Annotated in this window: 19 protein-coding genes; 7 read left to right on the top strand and 12 right to left on the bottom strand. The window is 40.3% G+C overall.

From position 1 onward, the window contains the following. Positions 1-25: 25 nt before the first annotated feature. The 10 genes from MTN96_RS30840 to rpmH all read right to left on the bottom strand — a co-directional run bounded on the left by MTN96_RS30840 (position 26) and on the right by rpmH (position 10,251). Positions 26-952, bottom strand: a complete 927-nt coding sequence (locus MTN96_RS30840) for a ParB/RepB/Spo0J family partition protein (protein WP_138626154.1) — start codon at positions 950-952, stop codon at positions 26-28. A gap of 21 nt (positions 953-973) precedes the next feature. Beyond that, positions 974-1,759 (bottom strand): ParA family protein, encoded by a 786-nt coding sequence (locus tag MTN96_RS30835; protein ID WP_138626153.1) that lies wholly within the window; start codon positions 1,757-1,759, stop codon positions 974-976. 14 nt (positions 1,760-1,773) lie between these two features. Then, complete coding sequence (rsmG, locus tag MTN96_RS30830) at positions 1,774-2,394, bottom strand: 16S rRNA (guanine(527)-N(7))-methyltransferase RsmG (RefSeq protein ID WP_008464169.1); 621 nt, start codon at positions 2,392-2,394, stop codon at positions 1,774-1,776. 15 nt (positions 2,395-2,409) lie between these two features. Continuing rightward, entirely contained in the window at positions 2,410-4,299 is a 1,890-nt protein-coding gene (mnmG, locus tag MTN96_RS30825) for a tRNA uridine-5-carboxymethylaminomethyl(34) synthesis enzyme MnmG (RefSeq protein WP_248533980.1), read from the bottom strand. Between the two features lie 428 nt (positions 4,300-4,727). After that, entirely contained in the window at positions 4,728-5,177 is a 450-nt protein-coding gene (locus tag MTN96_RS30820; RefSeq protein WP_024601476.1) for a flavodoxin domain-containing protein, read from the bottom strand. Between the two features lie 963 nt (positions 5,178-6,140). Further along, entirely contained in the window at positions 6,141-7,505 is a 1,365-nt protein-coding gene (gene mnmE, locus MTN96_RS30815) for a tRNA uridine-5-carboxymethylaminomethyl(34) synthesis GTPase MnmE (RefSeq protein WP_138626202.1), read from the bottom strand. A gap of 130 nt (positions 7,506-7,635) precedes the next feature. Then, complete coding sequence (yidC, locus tag MTN96_RS30810; RefSeq protein ID WP_036980721.1) at positions 7,636-9,273, bottom strand: membrane protein insertase YidC; 1,638 nt, start codon at positions 9,271-9,273, stop codon at positions 7,636-7,638. Positions 9,274-9,281: 8 nt separating this feature from the next. Continuing rightward, positions 9,282-9,557 (bottom strand): membrane protein insertion efficiency factor YidD, encoded by a 276-nt coding sequence (gene yidD / locus MTN96_RS30805; RefSeq protein WP_008467044.1) that lies wholly within the window; start codon positions 9,555-9,557, stop codon positions 9,282-9,284. Between the two features lie 126 nt (positions 9,558-9,683). Then, positions 9,684-10,109 carry a ribonuclease P protein component gene (rnpA, locus tag MTN96_RS30800; RefSeq protein ID WP_008467046.1) on the bottom strand — a complete coding sequence of 142 codons (426 nt, stop codon included), beginning with the start codon at positions 10,107-10,109 and terminating at the stop codon, positions 9,684-9,686. Between the two features lie 7 nt (positions 10,110-10,116). Then, positions 10,117-10,251, bottom strand: coding sequence for a 50S ribosomal protein L34 (gene rpmH / locus MTN96_RS30795; RefSeq protein ID WP_008112968.1), 135 nt, complete (start codon positions 10,249-10,251; stop codon positions 10,117-10,119). Between the two features lie 506 nt (positions 10,252-10,757). Here rpmH and dnaA point away from each other — a divergent pair. From dnaA to MTN96_RS30760, 7 genes are all read left to right on the top strand, one after another. Next, positions 10,758-12,146 carry a chromosomal replication initiator protein DnaA gene (gene dnaA, locus MTN96_RS30790; RefSeq protein WP_036980723.1) on the top strand — a complete coding sequence of 463 codons (1,389 nt, stop codon included), beginning with the start codon at positions 10,758-10,760 and terminating at the stop codon, positions 12,144-12,146. 13 nt (positions 12,147-12,159) lie between these two features. Next, positions 12,160-13,263, top strand: a complete 1,104-nt coding sequence (gene dnaN, locus MTN96_RS30785) for a DNA polymerase III subunit beta (RefSeq protein ID WP_036980725.1) — start codon at positions 12,160-12,162, stop codon at positions 13,261-13,263. Between the two features lie 15 nt (positions 13,264-13,278). Beyond that, positions 13,279-14,373 carry a DNA replication/repair protein RecF gene (gene recF / locus MTN96_RS30780; protein ID WP_036980728.1) on the top strand — a complete coding sequence of 365 codons (1,095 nt, stop codon included), beginning with the start codon at positions 13,279-13,281 and terminating at the stop codon, positions 14,371-14,373. A gap of 12 nt (positions 14,374-14,385) precedes the next feature. Further along, positions 14,386-16,812 carry a DNA topoisomerase (ATP-hydrolyzing) subunit B gene (gene gyrB / locus MTN96_RS30775; protein ID WP_036980730.1) on the top strand — a complete coding sequence of 809 codons (2,427 nt, stop codon included), beginning with the start codon at positions 14,386-14,388 and terminating at the stop codon, positions 16,810-16,812. A gap of 140 nt (positions 16,813-16,952) precedes the next feature. Further along, entirely contained in the window at positions 16,953-17,855 is a 903-nt protein-coding gene (gene glyQ / locus MTN96_RS30770; RefSeq protein ID WP_013463645.1) for a glycine--tRNA ligase subunit alpha, read from the top strand. A gap of 2 nt (positions 17,856-17,857) precedes the next feature. Further along, positions 17,858-19,927: a glycine--tRNA ligase subunit beta gene (gene glyS, locus MTN96_RS30765; RefSeq protein WP_248533978.1), complete on the top strand. Its 2,070-nt coding sequence runs from the start codon at positions 17,858-17,860 to the stop codon at positions 19,925-19,927. 79 nt (positions 19,928-20,006) lie between these two features. Next, positions 20,007-20,459: a hypothetical protein gene (locus MTN96_RS30760; protein ID WP_036980733.1), complete on the top strand. Its 453-nt coding sequence runs from the start codon at positions 20,007-20,009 to the stop codon at positions 20,457-20,459. A gap of 86 nt (positions 20,460-20,545) precedes the next feature. Here MTN96_RS30760 and tusA read toward each other — a convergent pair whose 3' ends face one another. Then, on the bottom strand, positions 20,546-20,785 hold the full coding sequence (tusA, locus tag MTN96_RS30755; RefSeq protein ID WP_036980734.1) for a sulfurtransferase TusA: 240 nt from the start codon (positions 20,783-20,785) through the stop codon (positions 20,546-20,548). 249 nt (positions 20,786-21,034) lie between these two features. Continuing rightward, positions 21,035-22,204, bottom strand: coding sequence for an acetyl-CoA C-acyltransferase FadA (fadA, locus tag MTN96_RS30750; protein WP_013463651.1), 1,170 nt, complete (start codon positions 22,202-22,204; stop codon positions 21,035-21,037). Positions 22,205-22,208 lie beyond the last annotated feature (4 nt).

Genomic DNA, 22,208 nt, shown 5'->3' with positions numbered 1-22,208 from the left:
TGTCCCTTTTTAGACATCCAATGAATTAATGGTGGGAATAGTCTTGATTGATACGGTTTAAAATACCGTCTAACTCGTCAAGATTAGTGTAAGAAATAACCAACTTCCCTTTGCCTTTTTTGTTGTAATTTATTTCTACTTTTGCCCCTAAGTTATCAGCAAGCTGTTGCTCTAACTGTTTAACATCTGGGTCTTTTTCTATTACTTCTTTTGCTGGAACAGGCTCTAAAATAGAACGTACTAGCTTTTCAGTTTCGCGAACGGTCAATGCTTTTGCAACAGCTAAACGGGCAGCATCCGATTGCACTTCGCCTTCAAGTGCTAATAAGCAACGTGCGTGACCCATTTCAATGTCACCATGCTCTAACAAAATCTTTACATCGTTATTGAGGTTGTTCAAGCGTAATAAGTTAGTCACGGTAGTACGCGATTTACCAACGGCATCAGCCACCTGTTGATGCGTTAACTCAAACTCATTAAGCAAGCGATTAAGTGCTATCGCTTCTTCCATGGCGTTTAAGTCTTCACGCTGAATATTTTCAATTAGGGCAATGGCAACGGCCGCTTCATCGGGTACATCTTTAATAATACACGGTACAAACTCAAGCTTGGCAATTTGCGCAGCGCGCCAACGACGTTCACCGGCAATAATTTCATAACTGCTATGCGCAACTGGGCGTACAACAATCGGTTGAATTATCCCTTGTGAACGAATTGAACTGGCAAGTTCTTCAAGTGCCTCTTCAGACATGTCTTTACGAGGTTGGTATTTCCCTGAGTGTAAAAATTCGATGGGTAGTTTTTGTAATTCACTGTTGTTAGGCTGTGCCGCATTTTCAACTGCGTTTGTTACATTGGCGCTGTCGTGTTCCTTGCTTTCGCTTGGTGCAGGTTTAGATGAACTTAAAAGTGCATCGAGTCCTCGGCCTAAACCTCGTTTTTTAGCAGACATGTTATTTTTTTTACCTCAAAGTTAGGCGACAACAGGAGTTGTTTTTTCTTTTCTGCGCAGCATTTCACCCGCGAGAGCTAAATACGCTTTCGCACCACTTGATGCTCGATCGTAGTACATTGCCGGTGCGCCAAAACTAGGGGCTTCTGCAAGTCGAACATTACGTGGGATCACCGTACGGTATACTTTATCGCCAAAATGTTGTTTTAATTGTTCTGATACATCATTTGCTAATCGATTACGCGGATCGTACATAGTACGAAGTATGCCTTCAATCTGTAAGTTAGGATTAACTAACTTAGCAAGTTGCGTAATCGTATCCATTAATGCAGTTAATCCTTCCAATGCATAATATTCACATTGCATAGGCACTAAAATAGAATCGGCAGCAGCCATGGCATTAACGGTTAGCATATTTAAAGAAGGCGGGCAGTCTATAAAAATAAACTCGTACTGCTCCTGAATTTTTTCAAGTGCATTGCGTAAGCGTACTTCGCGAGCAAATAATTCCATCAATTTAACTTCTGCAGCGGTCACATCGCCGTTTGCAGCAATCATATGATACTCGCCTGAGGTTTCTTTAATAATCACCTCATCAATAGGCTTATCTTCTATGAGTAAATCATAGATAGTAGGGACGTCACCATATTTGTCGACGCCACTGCCCATGGTCGCATTGCCTTGCGGATCGAGATCTATTAACAGCACTTTACGTTTCGTTGCAGCCATAGATGCAGCGAGATTAACGGCAGTGGTCGTTTTACCTACTCCGCCTTTTTGATTTGCTAATGCGATGACTTTTGCCACAGTGTCTCTGATCCCTAGTCTTTAGAAAGAATTATTAAATGTCGTTGTGCATCTAAATCGGGTACTTCTAATGCAATTTTTTGCTCAAACTTAACACCAGCAGGGAGTGAGTCTAATTCCTCACTTGGAAATACCCCTTTAAGTGCAATGAACTTACCTGAATGATCGATTAAGTGCGAACACCAGTCAATCATATCTTGTAACGATGCAAATGCACGACTTAGTACGCCATCTAATTTAACACTTGGTTGATATTCTTCAACTCTTGACTGCACAGGGGTCACATTATCAAGGCCAAGCTCATGTTTAACATGCATTAAAAAACGTACACGTTTGCCTAAACTATCTAATAATACAAACTGCGTATCGGGTAAGGCAATAGCTAACACTATGCCCGGTAAACCAGGACCTGTGCCAACATCAATATAATGATGACCGGTCAAGTGAGGCGCAACAACTAAGCTATCCATTATATGTTTAACCATCATTTCTTGAGGTAAACGTACTGAGGTTAAATTATAGGCTTTATTCCACTTATCGAGTAATTCGACATAGCGAACAAGTTGCTGCTGTTGTTTTTGTGTTAGCGCAATATCAGTTTGCGCTAACAAAGTTGTTAATTGTTGCTGTAACACAATGTACCTTTACTGTTACGCAGTTTTGCGCAACAAGCCTTGCTTCTTCAGATACACTAATAATAGCGAAATCGCCGCTGGGGTGATACCAGAAATACGCGAAGCTTGACCAATAGTGTCTGGACGAGCATCAATTAGCTTAGCAACAACTTCATTTGATAAACCAGAGACGGTTTTATAATCAAACTCTTTTGGTAAAATTGTTTCTTCATGACGAAGCTGCTTATTGATCTCATCTTGCTGGCGTGCAATGTAACCTGCGTACTTCGTATGAATTTCAACCTGCTCTAAAGCGGCCTTATTGGTAAATTCAGATCCGAGTCCTTCAATGGCCATCAAGTCGTTATAACGCACTTCAGGTCGGCGTAATAATTCTTCTAAGCTGGCTTCACGCACAAGTGGAGTTTTAAGTAATTCATTTACTTGATCAACAACCGCATGATCTTTATGGATCCAGGTATCTTTAATACGCTGTTTTTCTTTAGCGATCACTTCCATTTTTTCGTTGAATGCTTGCCAACGTTCATCGTTAACTAAACCTAATTCACGGCCTTTTTCAGTTAAACGTATATCAGCGTTGTCTTCACGTAGTAACAAACGGTATTCAGCGCGGCTAGTAAACATGCGGTACGGTTCTTTTGTACCCAGTGTTGCTAAGTCGTCAATTAATACACCAACATAAGCTTCATCACGACGTGGCGTCCACGATTCTTTACCTTGTACTTGTAAGGCTGCATTCATACCTGCGATCAGACCTTGTGCGCCCGCTTCTTCGTAACCGGTAGTACCATTAATCTGACCAGCAAAAAATAAACCATCAATAAATTTAGTTTCTAATGATTGTTTTAAGTCGCGCGGATCAAAAAAGTCATACTCAATAGCATAGCCAGGACGACAGATATGTGCATTTTCAAATCCGGTGATCGATTGCACAATTTCTAACTGCACATCGAACGGTAAGCTGGTTGAAATACCGTTAGGATATAACTCGTATGACGTTAAGCCTTCTGGCTCTACAAATATCTGGTGCTTATCTTTATCAGCAAAACGGACAATTTTATCTTCAATAGACGGACAGTAACGTGGGCCTATTCCTTCGATAACACCTGAGTACATAGGTGAGCGATGTAAGTTTTTGCGAATAACATCATGTGTTTTTTCATTTGTGTAAGTGATGTAACACGGAATTTGTTGTGGGTGATCACTTTGTTTACCTATAAATGAGAATACCGGTGTTGGTGCATCACCTGGTTGTTCTTGCATTTTAGAAAAATCAACAGTGCGTGCATCAATACGTGGTGGTGTGCCGGTTTTTAAACGATCCACTCTAAATGGAAGTTCGCGTAAACGATCAGCCAATGCAATTGAAGGTGGATCGCCTGCACGGCCACCTTTAAAGTTTTCAAGACCGATATGAATTTGGCCACCTAAGAATGTGCCTACGGTTAGTACTACACTAGGAGCACTGAAACGCAGACCCATTTGGGTAACGACACCGGTTACACGGTTGTTTTCAACGATAAGATCATCACATGATTGTTGAAAAATCTTTAAGTTTTCTTGGTTTTGAAGTGTGTTCTGAATAGCCGCTTTGTACAAAGCACGATCCGCTTGAGCACGAGTAGCTCGTACAGCAGGGCCTTTAGAAGAATTAAGCGTACGGAATTGGATCCCGCCTTTGTCAATAGCCTGAGCCATTGCGCCACCCAGGGCATCAATTTCTTTAACTAAGTGGCCTTTGCCAATGCCACCAATCGCTGGGTTACAAGACATTTGACCAAGGGTATCCATATTGTGAGTCAGCAGCAGGGTATTCATCCCCATACGGGCAGCTGCCAATGCGGCTTCAGTGCCAGCATGTCCACCACCTACTACGATAACGTCAAAATTTTCGTGAAAAATCATTAATGGGATCCTACTTAAATCAAACCAGTAAACTTCAAAAGGGAGCGTATTCTACCTAGAAATTAGCAGAAGATAAATGATTAAACAGTGCTCAAGATCTAAGTAAGTGATCTCTAATAATATAAAGGATCTTTTAAAGAGATCTTTTAATACTATTACTACTACTGATCGGGTTTTCTGTTGATAAGCTTTAGATCGTGATTAAAAACATATAATTAGATCGGATCTAAAGGTGTTAATATGATCGGATCTTCAGGCAAATAAGCTCTGATCAAAACAGGCTGTTATGCACAGGCCGATCAAGTCTCGATCTTATCCCATGGATAAGCATGGTTAAAAAAGCAGTTTAATCAGTGTTTATCCACAAAATCTTTTAAATTATTAGTAAATTGTGGGTAACTTTATTTATAACTTTTTACTTGATCTTTCTATTTTAGACCTGTTTTTGCTATCCACGAGTCTAACCAAGCTAAGGCCGTATCTTCTGGAAGTGCTTCATCAAGAATATTCAGTTCTAAGCGCGGTGCTAATTGTATCGCGCCTTTTTGGCTTAAAAGCGTATCTATATTACGCCCTGCAAGGTTATACGTGTCATAACTGGTATCACCTAAAGCGATGACCGTGTACTTTAAGTGCGATAAATCATCAACTTGAGATAACTCATCAACAAAGTTAATAAGGTTTTCTGGGTAATCACCCGCACCATAGGTTGATGTACAAATTAACCAAATGGTATTTTGCTGATCTATTTCACTAAATTCAGGTTGATCATGTAGTTGGGTATTAATACCTTGGCTATTAAGCGCATCGCTTAGTTGCTCGGCAACGTATTCTGCGGATCCCATTTGACTACCAACGATAAGATTTACTGAACTCATGAATATTTGTGATCACTATTAGTTTTAATTGCCGCCTATAATAGCCCAGTGAGTATAACAGTAAAGTTAAGAGTGCTATTTTGTATAACTATTTTTGTACTTATTTAAGCCTTCACTTAAATGTACTGCTTAACTACTTGATAATTAAAGGTTTAACAAAATATCTTTAAATGTAATCTTCTGATCAAGTTGTTGATAAGGTTGGGGAAAGCTCTGCTTAACTATCAATTAAAGTTGCAGTTTTATTGCTAAGTCATTGATTTTATATTTAGTATTTGCCACCAGCGATTGAAAATAAACGTATAGATGCTTGTTGATCTTAATGTGGATATAAAGCTTGTTGATAACCTTAAATTGGGATCGAAAATAATTTTAAAAAATGATCTATTTAGTCAGATCAGGTTAAATAACCATTATTATTTTTTATAAACAGCCCTTTTTTAATTAAATACAGCTTATTTTCCTATTTTAAAGACGTTTAATTTATCTCTGAGGCAAAAAAACACGCAATTGTGGATAACTGATCTGCAAAAAAATAAAATTTGAGTGATCTAAAGTGAATATTTAACTGAATTTTGCTGGTGGTGTAGACGAACAAAACGTATTTTTTAGTTACGTTTTGTTTTTATGACTTGATAATTCCCCCTATTCAAACATGGATAACCAATGCTATAGCTTCAGTTTTAGAGTGTTTAATAAGCATAACTACAGCTATTTTGTTCTATAAATGAAAACGTTTTAGCCGCTAATAGCTGTGATTATTAGCGTTGTTACATTTTTTATGTACATTATTAAAGGCGAATTGAGGCTGATATAAGTGCAGCTCAAACTGTATTTGTAGTCTGTTTGGTTTTTAAAGTGGATTATTAAAGCACAGCTAGGTGAGTTGTTATTGTAAATATTAGGCATGGAAAAGGGCGCCTAAGCACCCTTAATAAATTATATTGTTACTTATTAATTCGACTATTTACCGATACAGAACGAGCTAAATATTTTGCCAAGTAGATCATCTGAGGTAAATTCACCAGTTATTTCGTTAAGATACTGCTGCGTTAAACGCAGTTCTTCAGCCAAAATTTCACCGGCCACATGCATTTCTAATTGTGTTTTACCGGTATCTAAGTGGTAGGCTGCATGCTCAAGGGCATCTAAGTGACGACGACGCGCCATAAATCCACCCTCTGTGGCCCCATCAAAACCAATACAGGCTTTTAAGTGCTCACGCACAAGTTCTATACCGTCAGCATTTTTAGCACTTAAACTGATGACCGGATATTGTTGCTTTTGATCCATACCGACTACATCACCTGATAAATCGGCTTTGTTTCTGATCACGGTCACGCCCATACCTTGGGGTAACTTAGCCATAAATTCTGGCCAAATAGCATGAGGGTCGGTATCGGTTGTATCGGTGCCATCAAGCATAAATAATACCCGATCGGCTTGGTTTATTTCATCCCAGGCTCGTTCAATACCTATTTGTTCAACGCGATCTGGGCTTTCACGCAGGCCTGCGGTGTCGATTATATGTAGTGGCATACCATCTATATGTATATGCTCACGTAGTACGTCTCGAGTGGTGCCTGCTATTTCTGTTACGATGGCCGCTTCTCGTCCTGCTAATGCATTAAGTAAGCTTGATTTACCTGCATTAGGGCGACCAGCAATTACGACGCGCATACCCTCGCGCATTATGCTGCCTTGTTTGGCTTGATTGGTTACGGCATTAAGCTGCTCAATGATGGCATTTAAATCACCGCCCACTTTTCCGTCTGATAAAAAATCGATTTCTTCGTCAGGAAAATCAATAGCTGCTTCCACATACATACGTAAGTGAATGACTTTTTCTACTAGGGTTTCTATGTGCTTAGAGAATTGGCCTTGAAGTGACTGTAGGGCGCTTTTAGCTGCTTGCTCACTGGTTGCATTAATTAAGTCGGCGATTGCTTCTGCTTGAGTTAAATCAAGCTTGTCGTTCATAAACGCACGCTCAGAGAATTCACCAGGCTTTGCTAAACGTACACCGTCTATTTTACTTATTTCTTTAAGTAGCATATCAAGGACAACAGGGCCACCATGGCCTTGAAGTTCGAGTACATCTTCACCGGTAAATGAGTTTGGGCCAGCAAAGTAAATCGCAATACCTTGGTCAAGTTGCTGACCTGCAAGGGTGTTAAATGGCACATAGTCGGCATAACGAACTTTAGGGACTTTGCCTATTATTTTTTCAGCAACCTGTTTGGCTAGGTTTCCTGAAACGCGAATAATACCAACACCGCCTCGGCCTGGGGCAGTGGCTTGTGCTGCAATTGTATCGTGATTGATCATGCGGTTTATTTGCCAACTTAAATAACGTAATGGCGGTATTGTAACCTATCAAATAGGCACTCGCGAATGCTGTTATAAAAAATTGACAATAAAAAAGGCGACCTAAGTCGCCTTTATATAAGTAGGGAGTTTAATCGCCCCTTACTTTAATTCCTTTTTTTTCCATGCCACGGTAGATGATCAACATCTGGACAATAGAAATAAGGTTAGACACTAACCAGTAAAGTACTAAACCAGATGGGAACCATAAGAAGAACACAGAGAAGATAACCGGCATAAAGGTCATCATTTTTTGCTGCATTGGATCGGTAACCGTCATAGGTTGTAGTTTTTGCGTTATAAACATACTCGCACCAAATAAGATTGGTAATACGTAGTATGGGTCTTTTGCAGAAAGGTCAGTTAGCCAAAGTACAAATTCAGCGTGACGAAGTTCTGTAGACTCTAAGAATACATAGAACAAGGCTAAGAAGATTGGCATTTGGAGTAAAATAGGGAAACAGCCACCCATAGGGTTTACTTTTTCTTTACGGTACATTTCCATGGTCGCTTGGCCGAATTTTTGACGATCATCGCCATACTTTTCTTTTAGCGCCTTCATCTTAGGCTGTAACGCACGCATTTTAGCCATTGAGGTGTACTGTGCTTTAGTCAGTGGATACATTAATGTTTTAACGATAATAGTGATGGCAATAATTGCTACACCCCAGTTACCTAAAATGCTGTGTAACCATTTTAATAGTACAAATAACGGCTGAGAGATAAACCATAACCAACCGTAATCAACGGTTAAGTCTAGGTCAGTGTGAATCGCTTCAAGTTTATCTGACTCTTTAGGGCCCATGTAATAAGTTGCAGTAAGTACTTGTTCACTACCAGCTTGAACATTTACCGCTTCGTCTTTAACACCAATAATAGCTGCGTTACTTTTAGTGATTAAACTATAAAGTGTATTCGCTTGATCTTGCATTGGTACCCAAGCACTTACAAAGTAATGCTGAATAAAGGCAACGTAACCACCTTGGGTATTAATGTTTAGGTTTTTATCGGCCATATCTGAAAAACTATACTTTTCGTATGGTTCCTCATCTGTACCGTATGCAGCCCCTAAATAGTTTTGATCAACCATGCTGCCTTTTTCTTGTACGGTACGCTTTATTTGTGTGTAAAGCTGTACTTGTACAGGCGCGCTGGTGGTGTTGTTAACTTTATATTCTAAGCCAACATCATACTGACCCTTTTTGAATACATAAGTCTTAGTAAAGCTTACACCGTTGCTGTCGGTAAATTGCAGTGGAACGCGAAGCTCATCACCTGTTAAGGTGTAAGAGGTTTGCTCTGATTGGTAAGTAGGACGACCATTTGCAGATGCATCTGGGCCATTTAAACCTATTAAACCACTTTGTGAAAAGTATTGTTTACCATCAAACTCACCAAGTAGCATGTAAGGAACATCACTGCCTTTGGTTTCTTTATAATTAATTAAGTTTGTTTCAACAATGTCACCGCCTTTGGTGTCAATTTTAACTTTGAACACGTCAGTTGTAATATCAATGACTGAGCGTTTAGCTAAAGTAGTTGAAGCAGGTAAACCAGAGTCTGATGAAGCTGGAACATAATCATCTGATTCCGGTGAGTTTGCTTTTAGTGTTTGTGTAGTGGCACTAGGATCGGCTTTTGGTGTGTTGTAGTCATTATTCCATTCTTGAAATAATAAAAACGACACTAGCATTAGGCCGATGAATAAAAACGTGCGTTGCGATTCCATAACAGCTCTTATTTCTCGTGTTGGTGGTTAATACGGGTTAATTTTTCAGGAACGGGGTCGTCTCCACCTGAATGTAAAGGATGGCATTTTAATATGCGTTTAACTGCGAGCCAACTGCCTTTTACTGCACCATGCAAATTAATTGCTTGAATAGCGTAGCTAGAACAGGTTGGATTAAAACGACAATGCGGACCCAATAGCGGGCTAATCCACTTTTGATAACCGCGGATAAATAAAACTAAACAACGTGTTGGTAACGCAGCAAGTGGTTTAAGTAACCTCATGTTGTACATGCCCCTACGTTATGTTTAGTGAATAGATACCATGTATTTAAAGACTTACTTTAAGATTTTAAACGCATGATTAAAAGGTGAGCTAAAGATACCTTAATTAACCCTGTAATTCTATTGCTATTGGGTTTGTTTAGTCGATTTAGCTGATTTGTTTGGGCGTTTTTTAAATGGTGGCGGTTTAGGGGCACCGGGTTTGCAGCGTTCATTAATTTTACGCCACAACTTTGTTAGTTGTTTGGTTAATTCTTCATTAGACTGTTCATCAATGCCACTTTTTACCATCAACACAATATCAATATTATCGAGAGTATGTTGGTTTAAACGAAAACTTTCGCGAGCAAGACGTTTAATACGGTTTCGTTGACATGCCTTTTTTACACGTTTTTTAGCAACAGTAAGGCCTAACCGAGGTTTTGACTGGTCACTTGGTTTTGCTAATAAGGTAAAGAAAGGAGTTGCAGCCCGAGCGGGTTCGTTAAATATGCGAGAGTAATGCGAGGGAGTTAACAGACGTAACTCCCTGCCAAAGCTAAAGTCTTCCACTTATAAATTAAGCAGAAAGAACTTTGCGGCCTTTAGCACGGCGACGAGCTAATACTTTACGGCCATTTACAGTTGCCATACGAGCACGGAAGCCGTGTGTACGTTTGCGTTTTAAAACGCTAGGTTGAAAAGTTCTTTTCATAACAATCTCATCCGATCGGTTAAAGTTAAAACATCCTATGCAGGTCGCGATCCTGGCACAGGTGCCATTGCGAGCGCGAGATATTATAGATGAAGTGACGAAAAGTCAATCATAATAGAGTGCGTAAAGCATGTTTATTTATGATCAATTTTCATGATCCGATAGGATCATCATAAATAAGAAGTTTTCCACAGCCCCTGTATAAAAAGTGAATAAAAGCATGGGAAAAGTAAATTAGATCGTAAATTGTGGTCGCGATCTGCTGCCAGTTTTGTTATGATCTCTAATCAAGCTTTAAAATAAAAAGCTTTTTAAATCAGTCTGTTATTATATTTATACATCGATATCAACAATTTTACAAAAATCAATCTTTTACTTGTGGATAAAGTGCATTCATAATAGTCGGTCTTGGGCTGCTTATTGAGCCATTTAAACGCAATACAGGTGTGATTTTTGAATCATTATTGATGTGCGGGAATAAAAATTATATCTCTGGGAGTTTTACTGTGTATCTGTCGGTTTGGCAAAGTTGTTTATATGTATTGCAAGATGAATTGCCTTCGCAGCAATTTAGTATGTGGGTCAGACCACTTCAAGCAGAAAGTACCGAAGATACCTTGACGATTTATGCGCCTAATCGTTTCGTACTTGATTGGGTAAGAGAAAAATACCTAAATAGAATAAATGAATTACTGGTTGAAATTTGTGGTGTAGAAGCACCAGAGTTACGCTTTGATGTAGGCAGCAAGCCGCTATTAAATGCACAAGCTGCGCCGGTAGTTGAAACACAATCAGCACCAAGTACGCAAGCAACGGTAAAACAACAACCACGAGAACAAAAACCAGTTGTTGAGCCCGCTCCTAAATCGGGTTATAAATCAAATATTAAAGAAAACTATACCTTTGACAGTTTTGTTGAGGGTAAATCTAACCAATTAGCAAAAGCGGCTGCCACTCAGGTAGCTGATAATCCTGGCTCTGCATTTAACCCTGTTTTTATTTACGGTGGTACGGGCTTAGGTAAAACGCATTTATTACATGCGGTAGGCAACGGTATTATGGCCAATAAGCCAGATGCTAAAATTGTCTACATGCATTCAGAACGCTTTGTGCAAGACATGGTTAAAGCACTGCAAAATAATGCGATTGAAGAATTTAAGCGTTATTACCGCAGTGTTGATGCACTCATGATTGATGACATTCAGTTTTTTGCTAATAAAGAACGTTCACAAGAAGAGTTCTTTCATACCTTTAATGCATTATTAGAAGGTAACCAGCAAATTATTTTAACCTCTGACCGTTATCCTAAAGAGATAGAAGGGGTTGAAGATCGCCTTAAATCTCGTTTTGGTTGGGGATTAACTATCGCGATTGAGCCGCCAGAGCTTGAAACACGCGTTGCCATTTTGATGAAAAAAGCCCAGCAAAGTAAAATTAATTTACCGCATGAAGTGGCATTTTTTATTGCTAAAAAATTACGCTCAAACGTACGTGAGCTTGAAGGTGCATTAAACCGTGTAATTGCTAACGCAAACTTTACCGGTCGCCCAATTTCTATCGACTTTGTAAAAGAAGCACTGCGTGATTTATTGGCGCTGCAAGACAAACTAGTCACCATAGATAACATTCAACGTACGGTTGCAGAATACTATAGAATACGTGTGTCTGATTTACTGTCTAAGCGCCGTAGCCGCTCTATAGCAAGGCCTCGCCAAGTTGCCATGGCACTCTCTAAAGAACTCACTAATCACAGCTTACCTGAGATTGGGGATGCCTTTGGTGGACGCGACCATACAACAGTATTACACGCGTGTCGCAAAGTTAAATCACTACGTGACGAAAGCCACGAGATTAAAGAAGATTACCAAAATTTAATAAGAACATTGTCATCTTAGGGCTGACTTTATTATGCAAATAACAATATCAAGAGAACAATTTTTAAAACCATTGGTGCAAGTATCGGGTGCCATAGAGCGTAAGCATACGTTACCTATTTTATCTAACGTATTACTCGTGGTAGAGAATGGCCAGCTTTCAATGACAGGGACCGACCTTGAAATTGAATTAGTGGCGAGTGTATTTGTAGGTGATGATGTTGCCGATACTAAACTCACATTACCAGCTAAAAAGTTACTCGATATTTGTAAAAGTTTACCGGATGGGTCTGACCTTACTTTAAGCTTGCAAGACCATCAGCTACTTTTAACCAGTGGTAAAAGTCGTTTTTCACTGACCACTTTAGCTGCTGAAGATTTTCCTAATTTAGAGCAGTGGGATGGTGAAGTTGAATTTCAACTAACGCGTTTAGAGTTACGTAAATTACTTGAAAGCACGCACTTTTCAATGGCAAACCAAGATGTGCGTTATTATTTAAACGGCATGTCGTTTGAAGTTGATAACAGCGATATAAAGACAGTTGCCACTGATGGGCACCGTTTAGCGATTGCACAAAAGCAACTAGGTCAGTCATTAAATACACAGCGCCAATTAATTATACCGCGCAAAGGCGTGCAAGAAATTATGCGCTTAATGGTGGCCGACCAAGAGTTAGTCACTATTCAGTTTGGTGCTAACCACATTCGTATTATTGATATTGAATTTACCTTTACAAGTAAATTAGTTGATGGTCGATTCCCTGACTACCGTCGTGTTTTACCTCGAGGTGGCGATAAAGTAATTACTGCGAATCGTGAATGGCTTCGTAATGCGTTTCAGCGTGTGTCTATTTTATCGAACGAAAAGTTTCGTGGTGTGCGTTTAAATTTATCAAACGGTTTATTAAAAATTACAGCCAACAACCCAGAGCAAGAGCAAGCTGAAGAAGTGGTTGAAATAATGTACGAGGGTGATGACCTAGAAATAGGCTTTAATGTGTCTTACGTATTAGATGTACTAAATACATTAAAAACCGAAGATGTATTATTTACGCTTGCCGATTCAAATAGCAGTGCACTTATAGAAGGTGCCGGCGATGAAGAAGCTATGTACGTTGTTATGCCAATGCGTTTATAAGATCATATATACATAATGAGCTTAAGTCATTTGAGCCTCAAATATTTTCGTAATATTGAGGCACTGACGCTAGAACCAGTTAATGGCGTTAATATAATTTATGGTGAAAACGGCAGCGGAAAAACCAGCCTTTTAGAGGCTATTTATTACCTTTCTCACGGCAAATCTTTTCGAACCTCTAAACATAAAAGCATCATAGCTCATCATCAAGATCAGTTTGTTATTTATGGCCGCAAAGCGTTATACGATTTATCTATCCCTATTGGTATTAGTAAAACCCAAGCGGGTGAAACCAATTTAAAAATACAAGGTAAGGCGAGTCGAAAAGTATCTGAACTTGCCCAGTTAATGCCGGTACAAATAATAACGCCAGAAAGCTACTCACTATTTTTTGGCGGTCCTAAGGAGCGCAGAAAGTTTTTAGACTTAGGTTTGTTCCACGTGGAACATGAGTTTTTTTTCTTATGGCAATCGTTTAATAAAGTGCTTAAACAACGCAACGCCTTATTAAAATCTAAGCCTAAGAATTATTTTGACCAAATCAAGTTTTGGGACAAAGAATTTGTTAGACTGGCAGAACAAATAAATAAATTAAGAATCGCTTATATAACTAGGTTTAAGCAGCAATTTTTTGATAAAATGTGTGCAGAATTAACGCTAATACGCGATTTAGAAATTAGCTTCAATGCGGGCTGGAAAGAGAGTGAATCTCTTTGTGATGCGTTAGAGCAATGTTTTGAGCGAGATGCTCGCCAAGGCTTTACAAGTAAAGGCCCTCATAAGGCTGATTTTAGTTTTAGTGTCGCTGGCAGCAGTGTTGAGAATGTATTCTCACGCGGGCAATTAAAGTTATTGTTGTATGCGTTAAAAGTAACGCAAAATAGTTTAATTGAGTCAGAGACAGATAAGCAATCTATATTGCTAATAGATGATCTACCTTCAGAACTAAGCGAAGATACAAAAGAGAAAGTGGGCCAGTTATTGACTCACTGTAGTTCTCAAATATTTATTTCTTCAATTTTATCTGAAAGTATTTCTGCTGTGGTGGAACCCATGCAACGAGAACTAAAAATGTTCCACGTGAAACATGGCAACCTAATAACAAGATAAGTGGGATTAACCATGTCTGAGAATTATGATTCGTCGAGTATTAAAGTACTTAAAGGATTAGATGCAGTAAGAAAGCGTCCTGGTATGTATATAGGGGACACCGATGATGGTACGGGCTTACACCACATGGTGTTTGAGGTCGTTGATAACTCTATCGATGAGGCCTTGGCGGGTCACTGCGATGATATTTATGTCACTATTCACTTAGACGGTTCGGTATCTGTAAGAGATAACGGCCGTGGTATTCCTACTTCTATACATGAAGAAGAAGGTGTATCTGCAGCTGAAGTAATTATGACGGTGCTACACGCCGGTGGTAAGTTTGATGATAACTCTTATAAAGTATCAGGTGGCTTACACGGTGTTGGTGTATCGGTAGTAAATGCATTATCAGAAAAGTTAAAACTAACCATTCGTCGTGAAGGTAAACTTCATGAGCAGTTTTACACTATGGGTGTACCTGATGCACCTCTAGCTGTAATAGGTGATTCTGAAACAAATGGTACTGAAATTCGTTTTTGGCCAAGTGGCGAAACGTTCACTAACCTTGATTTTCATTATGATATTTTGGCAAAGCGTTTACGCGAGTTGTCGTTTTTGAATTCAGGTGTAAGTATCATATTAAGCGATGAGCGCGAGGAAAATAAAAGCGACCACTTTAAGTACGAAGGCGGTATCAGAGCATTCGTTGAATACCTAAACCGCAATAAAACACCAGTGCATAAAGGGGTATTCCATTTTACTCACGAACGTGAAGAAGATGGTATTAGTGTAGAAGTATCAATGCAGTGGAATGATGCATTCCAAGAAAACATTTACTGTTTCACAAATAATATTCCTCAACGTGATGGTGGTACTCACTTAGCTGGTTTTAGATCGGCGCTAACGCGTACGCTTAATAACTACATGGAAAAAGAAGGCTTTAACAAAAAAGCTAAAACAACCAGTAATGCAACGGGCGATGATGCGCGTGAAGGCTTAACTGCAGTTGTGAGTGTTAAAGTACCTGATCCAAAGTTCTCATCGCAAACAAAAGACAAGCTAGTTTCTAGCGAAGTTAAGTCGGCAGTTGAGCAAGCAATGGCTGAAAAATTCACTGAGTTTTTATTGGAAAACCCATTGGATGCAAAAATTGTTGTTGGCAAAATTATTGATGCAGCACGCGCCCGTGAAGCAGCGCGTAAAGCACGTGAAATGACACGTCGTAAAGGCGCTATGGACTTAGCTGGTTTACCAGGCAAATTAGCTGATTGCCAAGAAAAAGATCCAGCTCAATCTGAACTATACATAGTGGAGGGTGACTCAGCTGGCGGTTCAGCCAAGCAGGGTCGTAACCGTAAGAATCAAGCGATTCTTCCGCTTAAAGGTAAAATCTTAAACGTAGAAAAAGCACGTTTTGATAAAATGCTATCTTCGCAAGAAGTGGCAACGCTAATTACTGCACTAGGTTGTGGTATTGGCCGTGACGAATATAACCCTGAAAAACTACGTTACCACCGTATCATAATCATGACCGATGCCGACGTGGATGGTTCTCACATTCGTACCTTGCTACTAACATTCTTTTACCGTCAAATGCCGGAAATTGTTGAACGTGGTTACATTTATATTGCTCAGCCTCCACTTTATAAAGTGAAAAAAGGCAAGCAAGAGCGCTATATTAAAGATGATCCAGCATTAGTTGATTACCTTACATCGTTAGCGCTAAGCAATGCAGCATTGTATACCAGTGATAGCGCAGAGGCGGTTGATGGTGAAGCATTAGAATCGATTGTTCACGATTATCAAAACACGGTTAAAGTTATCGAGCGCTTAAAGCGTAAGTATCCGAATACGGTTATGAACCGTTTGATTTACCAAAGTGAACTGAAAAAAGAAGACCTTTCAGACGAAGCTAAGGTAATTGCTTGGACTAAAGAGCTGGTTGATGACTTAATTGAACGTGATGAAGATGCAACTATTTTCCATGCCGGAACTGAGCACGATACAGAGCGCAACCTGTATTATCCAGTTGTGAATATTCGTCAGCATGGTGTGGATAAAGCGCACGTACTTCATTATGACTTTATTACATCAAGAGACTACCAACGCATTGCTCTAACAGGTAAAAATATTGCTAATATCATCACAGAAGGTGCATATATCCAACGTGGTGAAAAAACAAAACCTGTTGATAACTTTGTGGATGCATTGGAATGGTTGATCGCAGAGTCTAAGCGTGGGATCTACATTCAACGCTATAAAGGACTAGGTGAAATGAACCCAGATCAACTTTGGGAAACCACCATGGATCCAAGCGCACGCCGTATGTTGCAAGTGACGATTGAAGATGCTGTTGCAGCGGATCAATTGTTTGCTACGTTAATGGGCGATCAAGTTGAGCCGCGTCGTGAGTTTATTGAAACGAACGCACTGCGTGTGGTTAACTTAGACGTATAAAACATTATCGTAATCACAAAAAAGGAGCCTTAGGCTCCTTTTTTATTTTTTCAAACGCACAAACTGCTTAAAACCTGAGTGTACACAAGGTATACTGAGAGTAATTTTCACGCTACTTCTCAGATAGTAAAAAGCCAAATATGCAAAAATATGACGTTAAAACCTTTCAAGGTTTGATCCTGGCTTTACAGGATTATTGGGCACAGCAAGGCTGTGTCATTATTCAACCACTTGACATGGAAGTGGGCGCAGGGACATTTCACCCACAAACATTTTTAAAATCAATTGGCCCAGAGCCAATGTCGAGCGCATACGTTCAACCGTGTCGTCGTCCTACCGATGGTCGTTACGGTGAAAACCCAAACCGCTTACAACATTACTACCAATTCCAAGTTGTGTTAAAGCCATCTCCAGATAATATCCAAGAGCTTTATTTAGGCTCTTTAGCGGCGATGGGTATTGATACCCTCACTCACGAAGTGCGCTTTGTAGAAGATAACTGGGAATCACCAACGCTGGGTGCATGGGGACTGGGCTGGGAAATTTGGTTAAATGGTATGGAGGTAACCCAGTTTACCTACTTCCAGCAGGTGGGCGGCTTAGAATGCTCACCGGTCACAGGTGAAATTACCTACGGCCTAGAGCGTTTAGCAATGTATATTCAAGGCGTAGATAGCATTTACGACTTAGTATGGGCAGACGGTCCATTAGGGCGCGTAACCTACGGTGATGTATTCCATCAAAACGAAGTAGAGCAGTCTACTTATAATTTTGAACATGCAAACGTAGAAGACTTATTTGCACAGTTCGATAAATGTGAAGCTGAGAGCCAAAAGCTAATTGAAGCAAACTTACCATTACCTGCCTACGAGCAAGTAATGAAAGCATCGCACGCATTTAACTTATTAGACGCACGCCATGCTATTTCAGTAACCGAGCGTCAACGTTACATTTTACGCGTTCGTGCATTATCAAAAGCGTGTGCACAAAGTTATTACGATGCACGTGAAGCGCTTGGTTTCCCGCTGTGTAAGGATAAGTAAGCATGTCAGCAGAAAATTTATTAGTAGAAATTGGCACCGAAGAGTTGCCACCAAAATCACTTCGAAAATTAGCCGAAGCCTTTGCTGCAAACTTAACAGCAGAATTAGAAAGCCTAGAACTAGGTCACCAAGGTGTGAGCTGGTATGCATCGCCTCGTCGTTTAGGTTTACAAGTAAAAGCACTTGAAGCTAAACAACAAGACAAAGAAGTTGAAAAACGTGGCCCTGCAACTAAAGCAGCATTTGATGCTGAAGGTAAACCAACCAAAGCAGCCATGGGTTGGGCTCGTGGTTGTGGGATTGAAGTAAAAGATGCGCAAACACTAGAAACAGATAAAGGCGCATGGTTATTGCACATTGCTAAAGTTGCAGGGCAAGAAACCAAATTACTAATGGCTGATGCAATTAGTAAAGCGCTTGCTAAATTACCTATTCCTAAACCAATGCGTTGGGGCGCGAATAAAACACAATTTATTCGCCCTGTGCATACAGTAACTATTTTACTGGGTAGTGAGCTAATAGAAGGTGAGATACTGGGTAAGCAAGTGAGCAATCAACTGCAAGGCCATCGTTTTCATCATCCAGAAAAAATTAGCATTAACCATGCTGATGATGTGTTTGACGTACTTAAATCAGCTTACGTGATAGCTGACTACGAACAGCGTAAAGCACAAATTCGTGCGCAAATAGAAGGCGCAGCAAAAGCAGTTAATGCCGTAGTTGCAATGGATGAAGATTTACTTGAAGAAGTTACTTCATTGGTTGAATGGCCAGTAACGCTAACAGCTACATTTGAAGAAGCATTTTTAGATGTGCCAGCCGAAGCGCTTATTTACACCATGAAAGACGATCAAAAATACTTTCCGTTATTAGATCAAAACGGCAAACTTTTAAATAAGTTTTTGTTTGTTTCTAACATCGAAAGTAAAGATCCAAGTGTGGTTATTTCTGGTAACGAAAAAGTAGTGCGCCCGCGTTTAGCTGATGCGCAGTTCTTCTTTGAAACAGATAAAAAGAAAACACTTGAAAGCCGACTTGAGTCGCTAGACAGCGTTTTATTCCAAAAGCAATTAGGCACACTTAAAGATAAGTCACAGCGTATCAGTGAACTTGCCGGTTACATTGCAGAGCAACTCGGTGCAGATAAAGCACTAGCAGCGCGTGCAGGCTTATTAAGTAAAACCGATTTAATGACCGAAATGGTGATGGAATTTACCGACGTACAAGGTGTAATGGGAATGCATTACGCACGTCATGACGGTGAAGCTGAAGATGTCGCTGTTGCGCAAAACGAGCAGTACATGCCACGCTTTGCCGGCGATAACTTACCAACGAGTTTGATCAGCTGTGCAGTGGCTATTGCAGATAAGTTTGACACGCTGGTGGGTATTTTTGGTATAGGCCAAGCACCAAAAGGTGATAAAGACCCATTTGCACTTCGTCGTGCGGCCATTGGTGCATTACGTATCATGGTAGAAAAGCAGCTACCACTTGATATTTTAGACCTGGTTGCTAAATCACAAACCTTGTTTGGTGAAAAGCTGACTAACCTAAATGTATCAACCGATGTATTCGAATTTATGCTAGGGCGTTTCCGTGCTTGGTATCAAGATGAAGGCATTGAGGTAGATGTAATTCAAGCGGTACTTGCGCGCCGTCCAACGAAGCCTGTTGATTTTGATCGCCGAGTTAAAGCCGTAAGCCATTTCCGCACTCTAGACGCCGCAGAATCGCTTGCAGCCGCTAATAAGCGTGTAAGTAACATTCTGGCTAAAAATAACATTACAACGCAAGGTAATGTTGATCAGAGCTTATTAAGTGATGACGCAGAAAAAGTATTGGCTGCGCAAGTTGCAAAATTTGCCACTGATTTAGCACCACTGTACAGCGATGGAAACTACCAAGAGGCATTAAGCCAATTAGCAGGCATTCGTGACAGTGTTGATAACTTTTTTGACAATGTCATGGTTATGGCCGACGATGAAGCGGTTAAGCAAAACCGCCTTGCGCTTTTAAGTCAGTTAAGTGGGTTATTTTTAGAAATTGCAGATATTTCTGTATTACAAAAATAACAGCTAACAGCTATTAAAAAAGCCAGCATAATGCTGGCTTTTTAGTGTTTTATTTATATTAGTTAATAGAGGATTCATCATGAAGCTCCCAATGAAACGCATTTTCACGTTAGCCTTAGTGGGCCTATTGAGTGCCTGTACCAGCCAAATTTCAATTAACGATGTGTTACCGCAGCAAGAATTGGATCGCAGTATTTATTTAAGAGGGGACTTCACATTATGGGATGCCGAACCTCAATATCAATTTAAACAAGTTGGGCCTGCGCTTTACCAAGCCCAAGTTAGGTTTTCGACCCCAGGCAAAGTGTACGAATTCAAAATAGCGGATGCAGATTTTAGTGAAGGCTTTAACTGTGGCTACAGCGATTCACAGCCAACAGGGCAAAGCCTAACACTTGGCCAATCAACACGCGCCGACTGTAATACCATTTATAATTACTTTAGCTATACACCAGCGATTAAAGGCTCCTACATAGTCAGCATTGATTTTAGTGACTACGATGAGCCGCAAGTGACGATAACGAAGAAGTAAAAGCTGTCAGTCGTTAGTTTAAAGATAAAAATAAAAAACCGTGCTTGATTTAACAAACACGGTTTTTTTATTTTGAGCTGATAGCTTTACAACCCTTTCTTCACCACATACCTATACGGTAATTCTTCAACTTCTTTAGCCACTAGCGTGTGATCCATAAAGGTACAAAAGCTGGGAATGTCGCGGGTAGTTGAGGGGTCGTCGGCAATAATTAGCAGTGTTTCGCCGTCGCTCATTTTGCGAATTGCAGCGCGTATCATCATCACAGGTTCTGGGCAGCGTAGGCCGATAGCATCTAATTGGTGATCGGGGTTATCAAAGCTCATAAAAATTACCTGTAAAAATAGTCGTGGCTTGGTTAGGTCGGGTAGTTTAGCGCAAATAAAGCTGTTGGTTAACTATTTTACGTATAACAAAACAGCTCAACTTATTAATAGATAATCTGAAATAAGTTTAATGCACCCGATCACATTATTCATTTTAAACCTGCAAAAGCTGGTGGCATAAAAAAGGCGAACTAACTTGCGCTAGTTCGCCTTTTAATCACCAAGCTGGTTTTACATATTCAACACTAATTAGTCTTGAACACGTTCAAATACAGTTGCGATGCCTTGGCCTAAACCAATACACATAGTCGCTAAACCGTATTTTGCGTTTTTGTCTTCCATTAAGTGAATAAGTGAGGTGCTAATACGTGAACCCGAACAACCCAGCGGGTGACCCAGTGCGATAGCGCCGCCATTTAAATTCACTTTTTCGTCAACCACATCCGCTAAACCTAAGTCTTTAAGTACGGGTAATGATTGTGCTGCGAATGCTTCGTTAAGTTCAGCAACATCGATGTCATCAATAGTAATACCAGCTTGTGCCAATGCTTTTTTACTTGCTGGTACTGGGCCGTAACCCATGATTGATGGATCGCAACCGGCAACGGCCATCGCGCGAATATATGCACGAATTGGTAAGCCAAGTTCTTTTGCTTTTTCTTCGCTCATCACTAACATAGCTGATGCGCCATCAGAAAGTGCTGAAGATGTGCCCGCTGTAACAGAACCCGTAGCAGGGTTGAACACTGGACGTAGCTGCGATAAACCTTCAACGGTTGTTTCAGGGCGAATTACTTCATCATCTTCAACAAGGATAAGTGAACCGTCAGCATCGTGACCTTCCATTGCTAAAATTTCGCGGCGGAAACGCCCTTCAACTGTTGCAGCATGTGCACGTTGATGCGAGCGGTAAGCAAATTCATCTTGTTGCTCACGGCTAATACCGTGAATAGTAGCAAGGTACTCAGCGGTTAAACCCATAGAGCCAGATGCTTGTGCAATTGATGTAGCTAAGCCTGGGTGAAAGTCGTTACCGTGAGTCATAGGTACGTGACCCATGTGCTCAACGCCACCAATTAGGTATGTGTCGCCAGCGCCAGTCATAATTGCGCGAGCAGCGTCATGCAATGCTTGCATTGATGAGCCACATAAACGGTTAACTGTGGTTGCTGGCACTGAATGTGGAATGCCTGCAAGTAGAGATGCGTTACGTGCAACGTTAAAGCCTTGCTCTAATGTTTGCTGTACACAGCCCCAATAAATATCGTCAATTGACGCAGGGTCAACTGCCGGATTACGTTCTAATAAGCCTTTCATTAAATGAGCGCTTAAGTCTTCCGCACGTTTGTTTTTAAATACGCCGCCTTTTGAGCGACCCATTGGTGTGCGGATACAATCTACAATTACTGGATTATTCATGATA

The organism is Pseudoalteromonas sp. 2CM28B, assembly GCF_023161935.1.
This window is presented reverse-complemented; position numbering and strand designations above follow the sequence as displayed.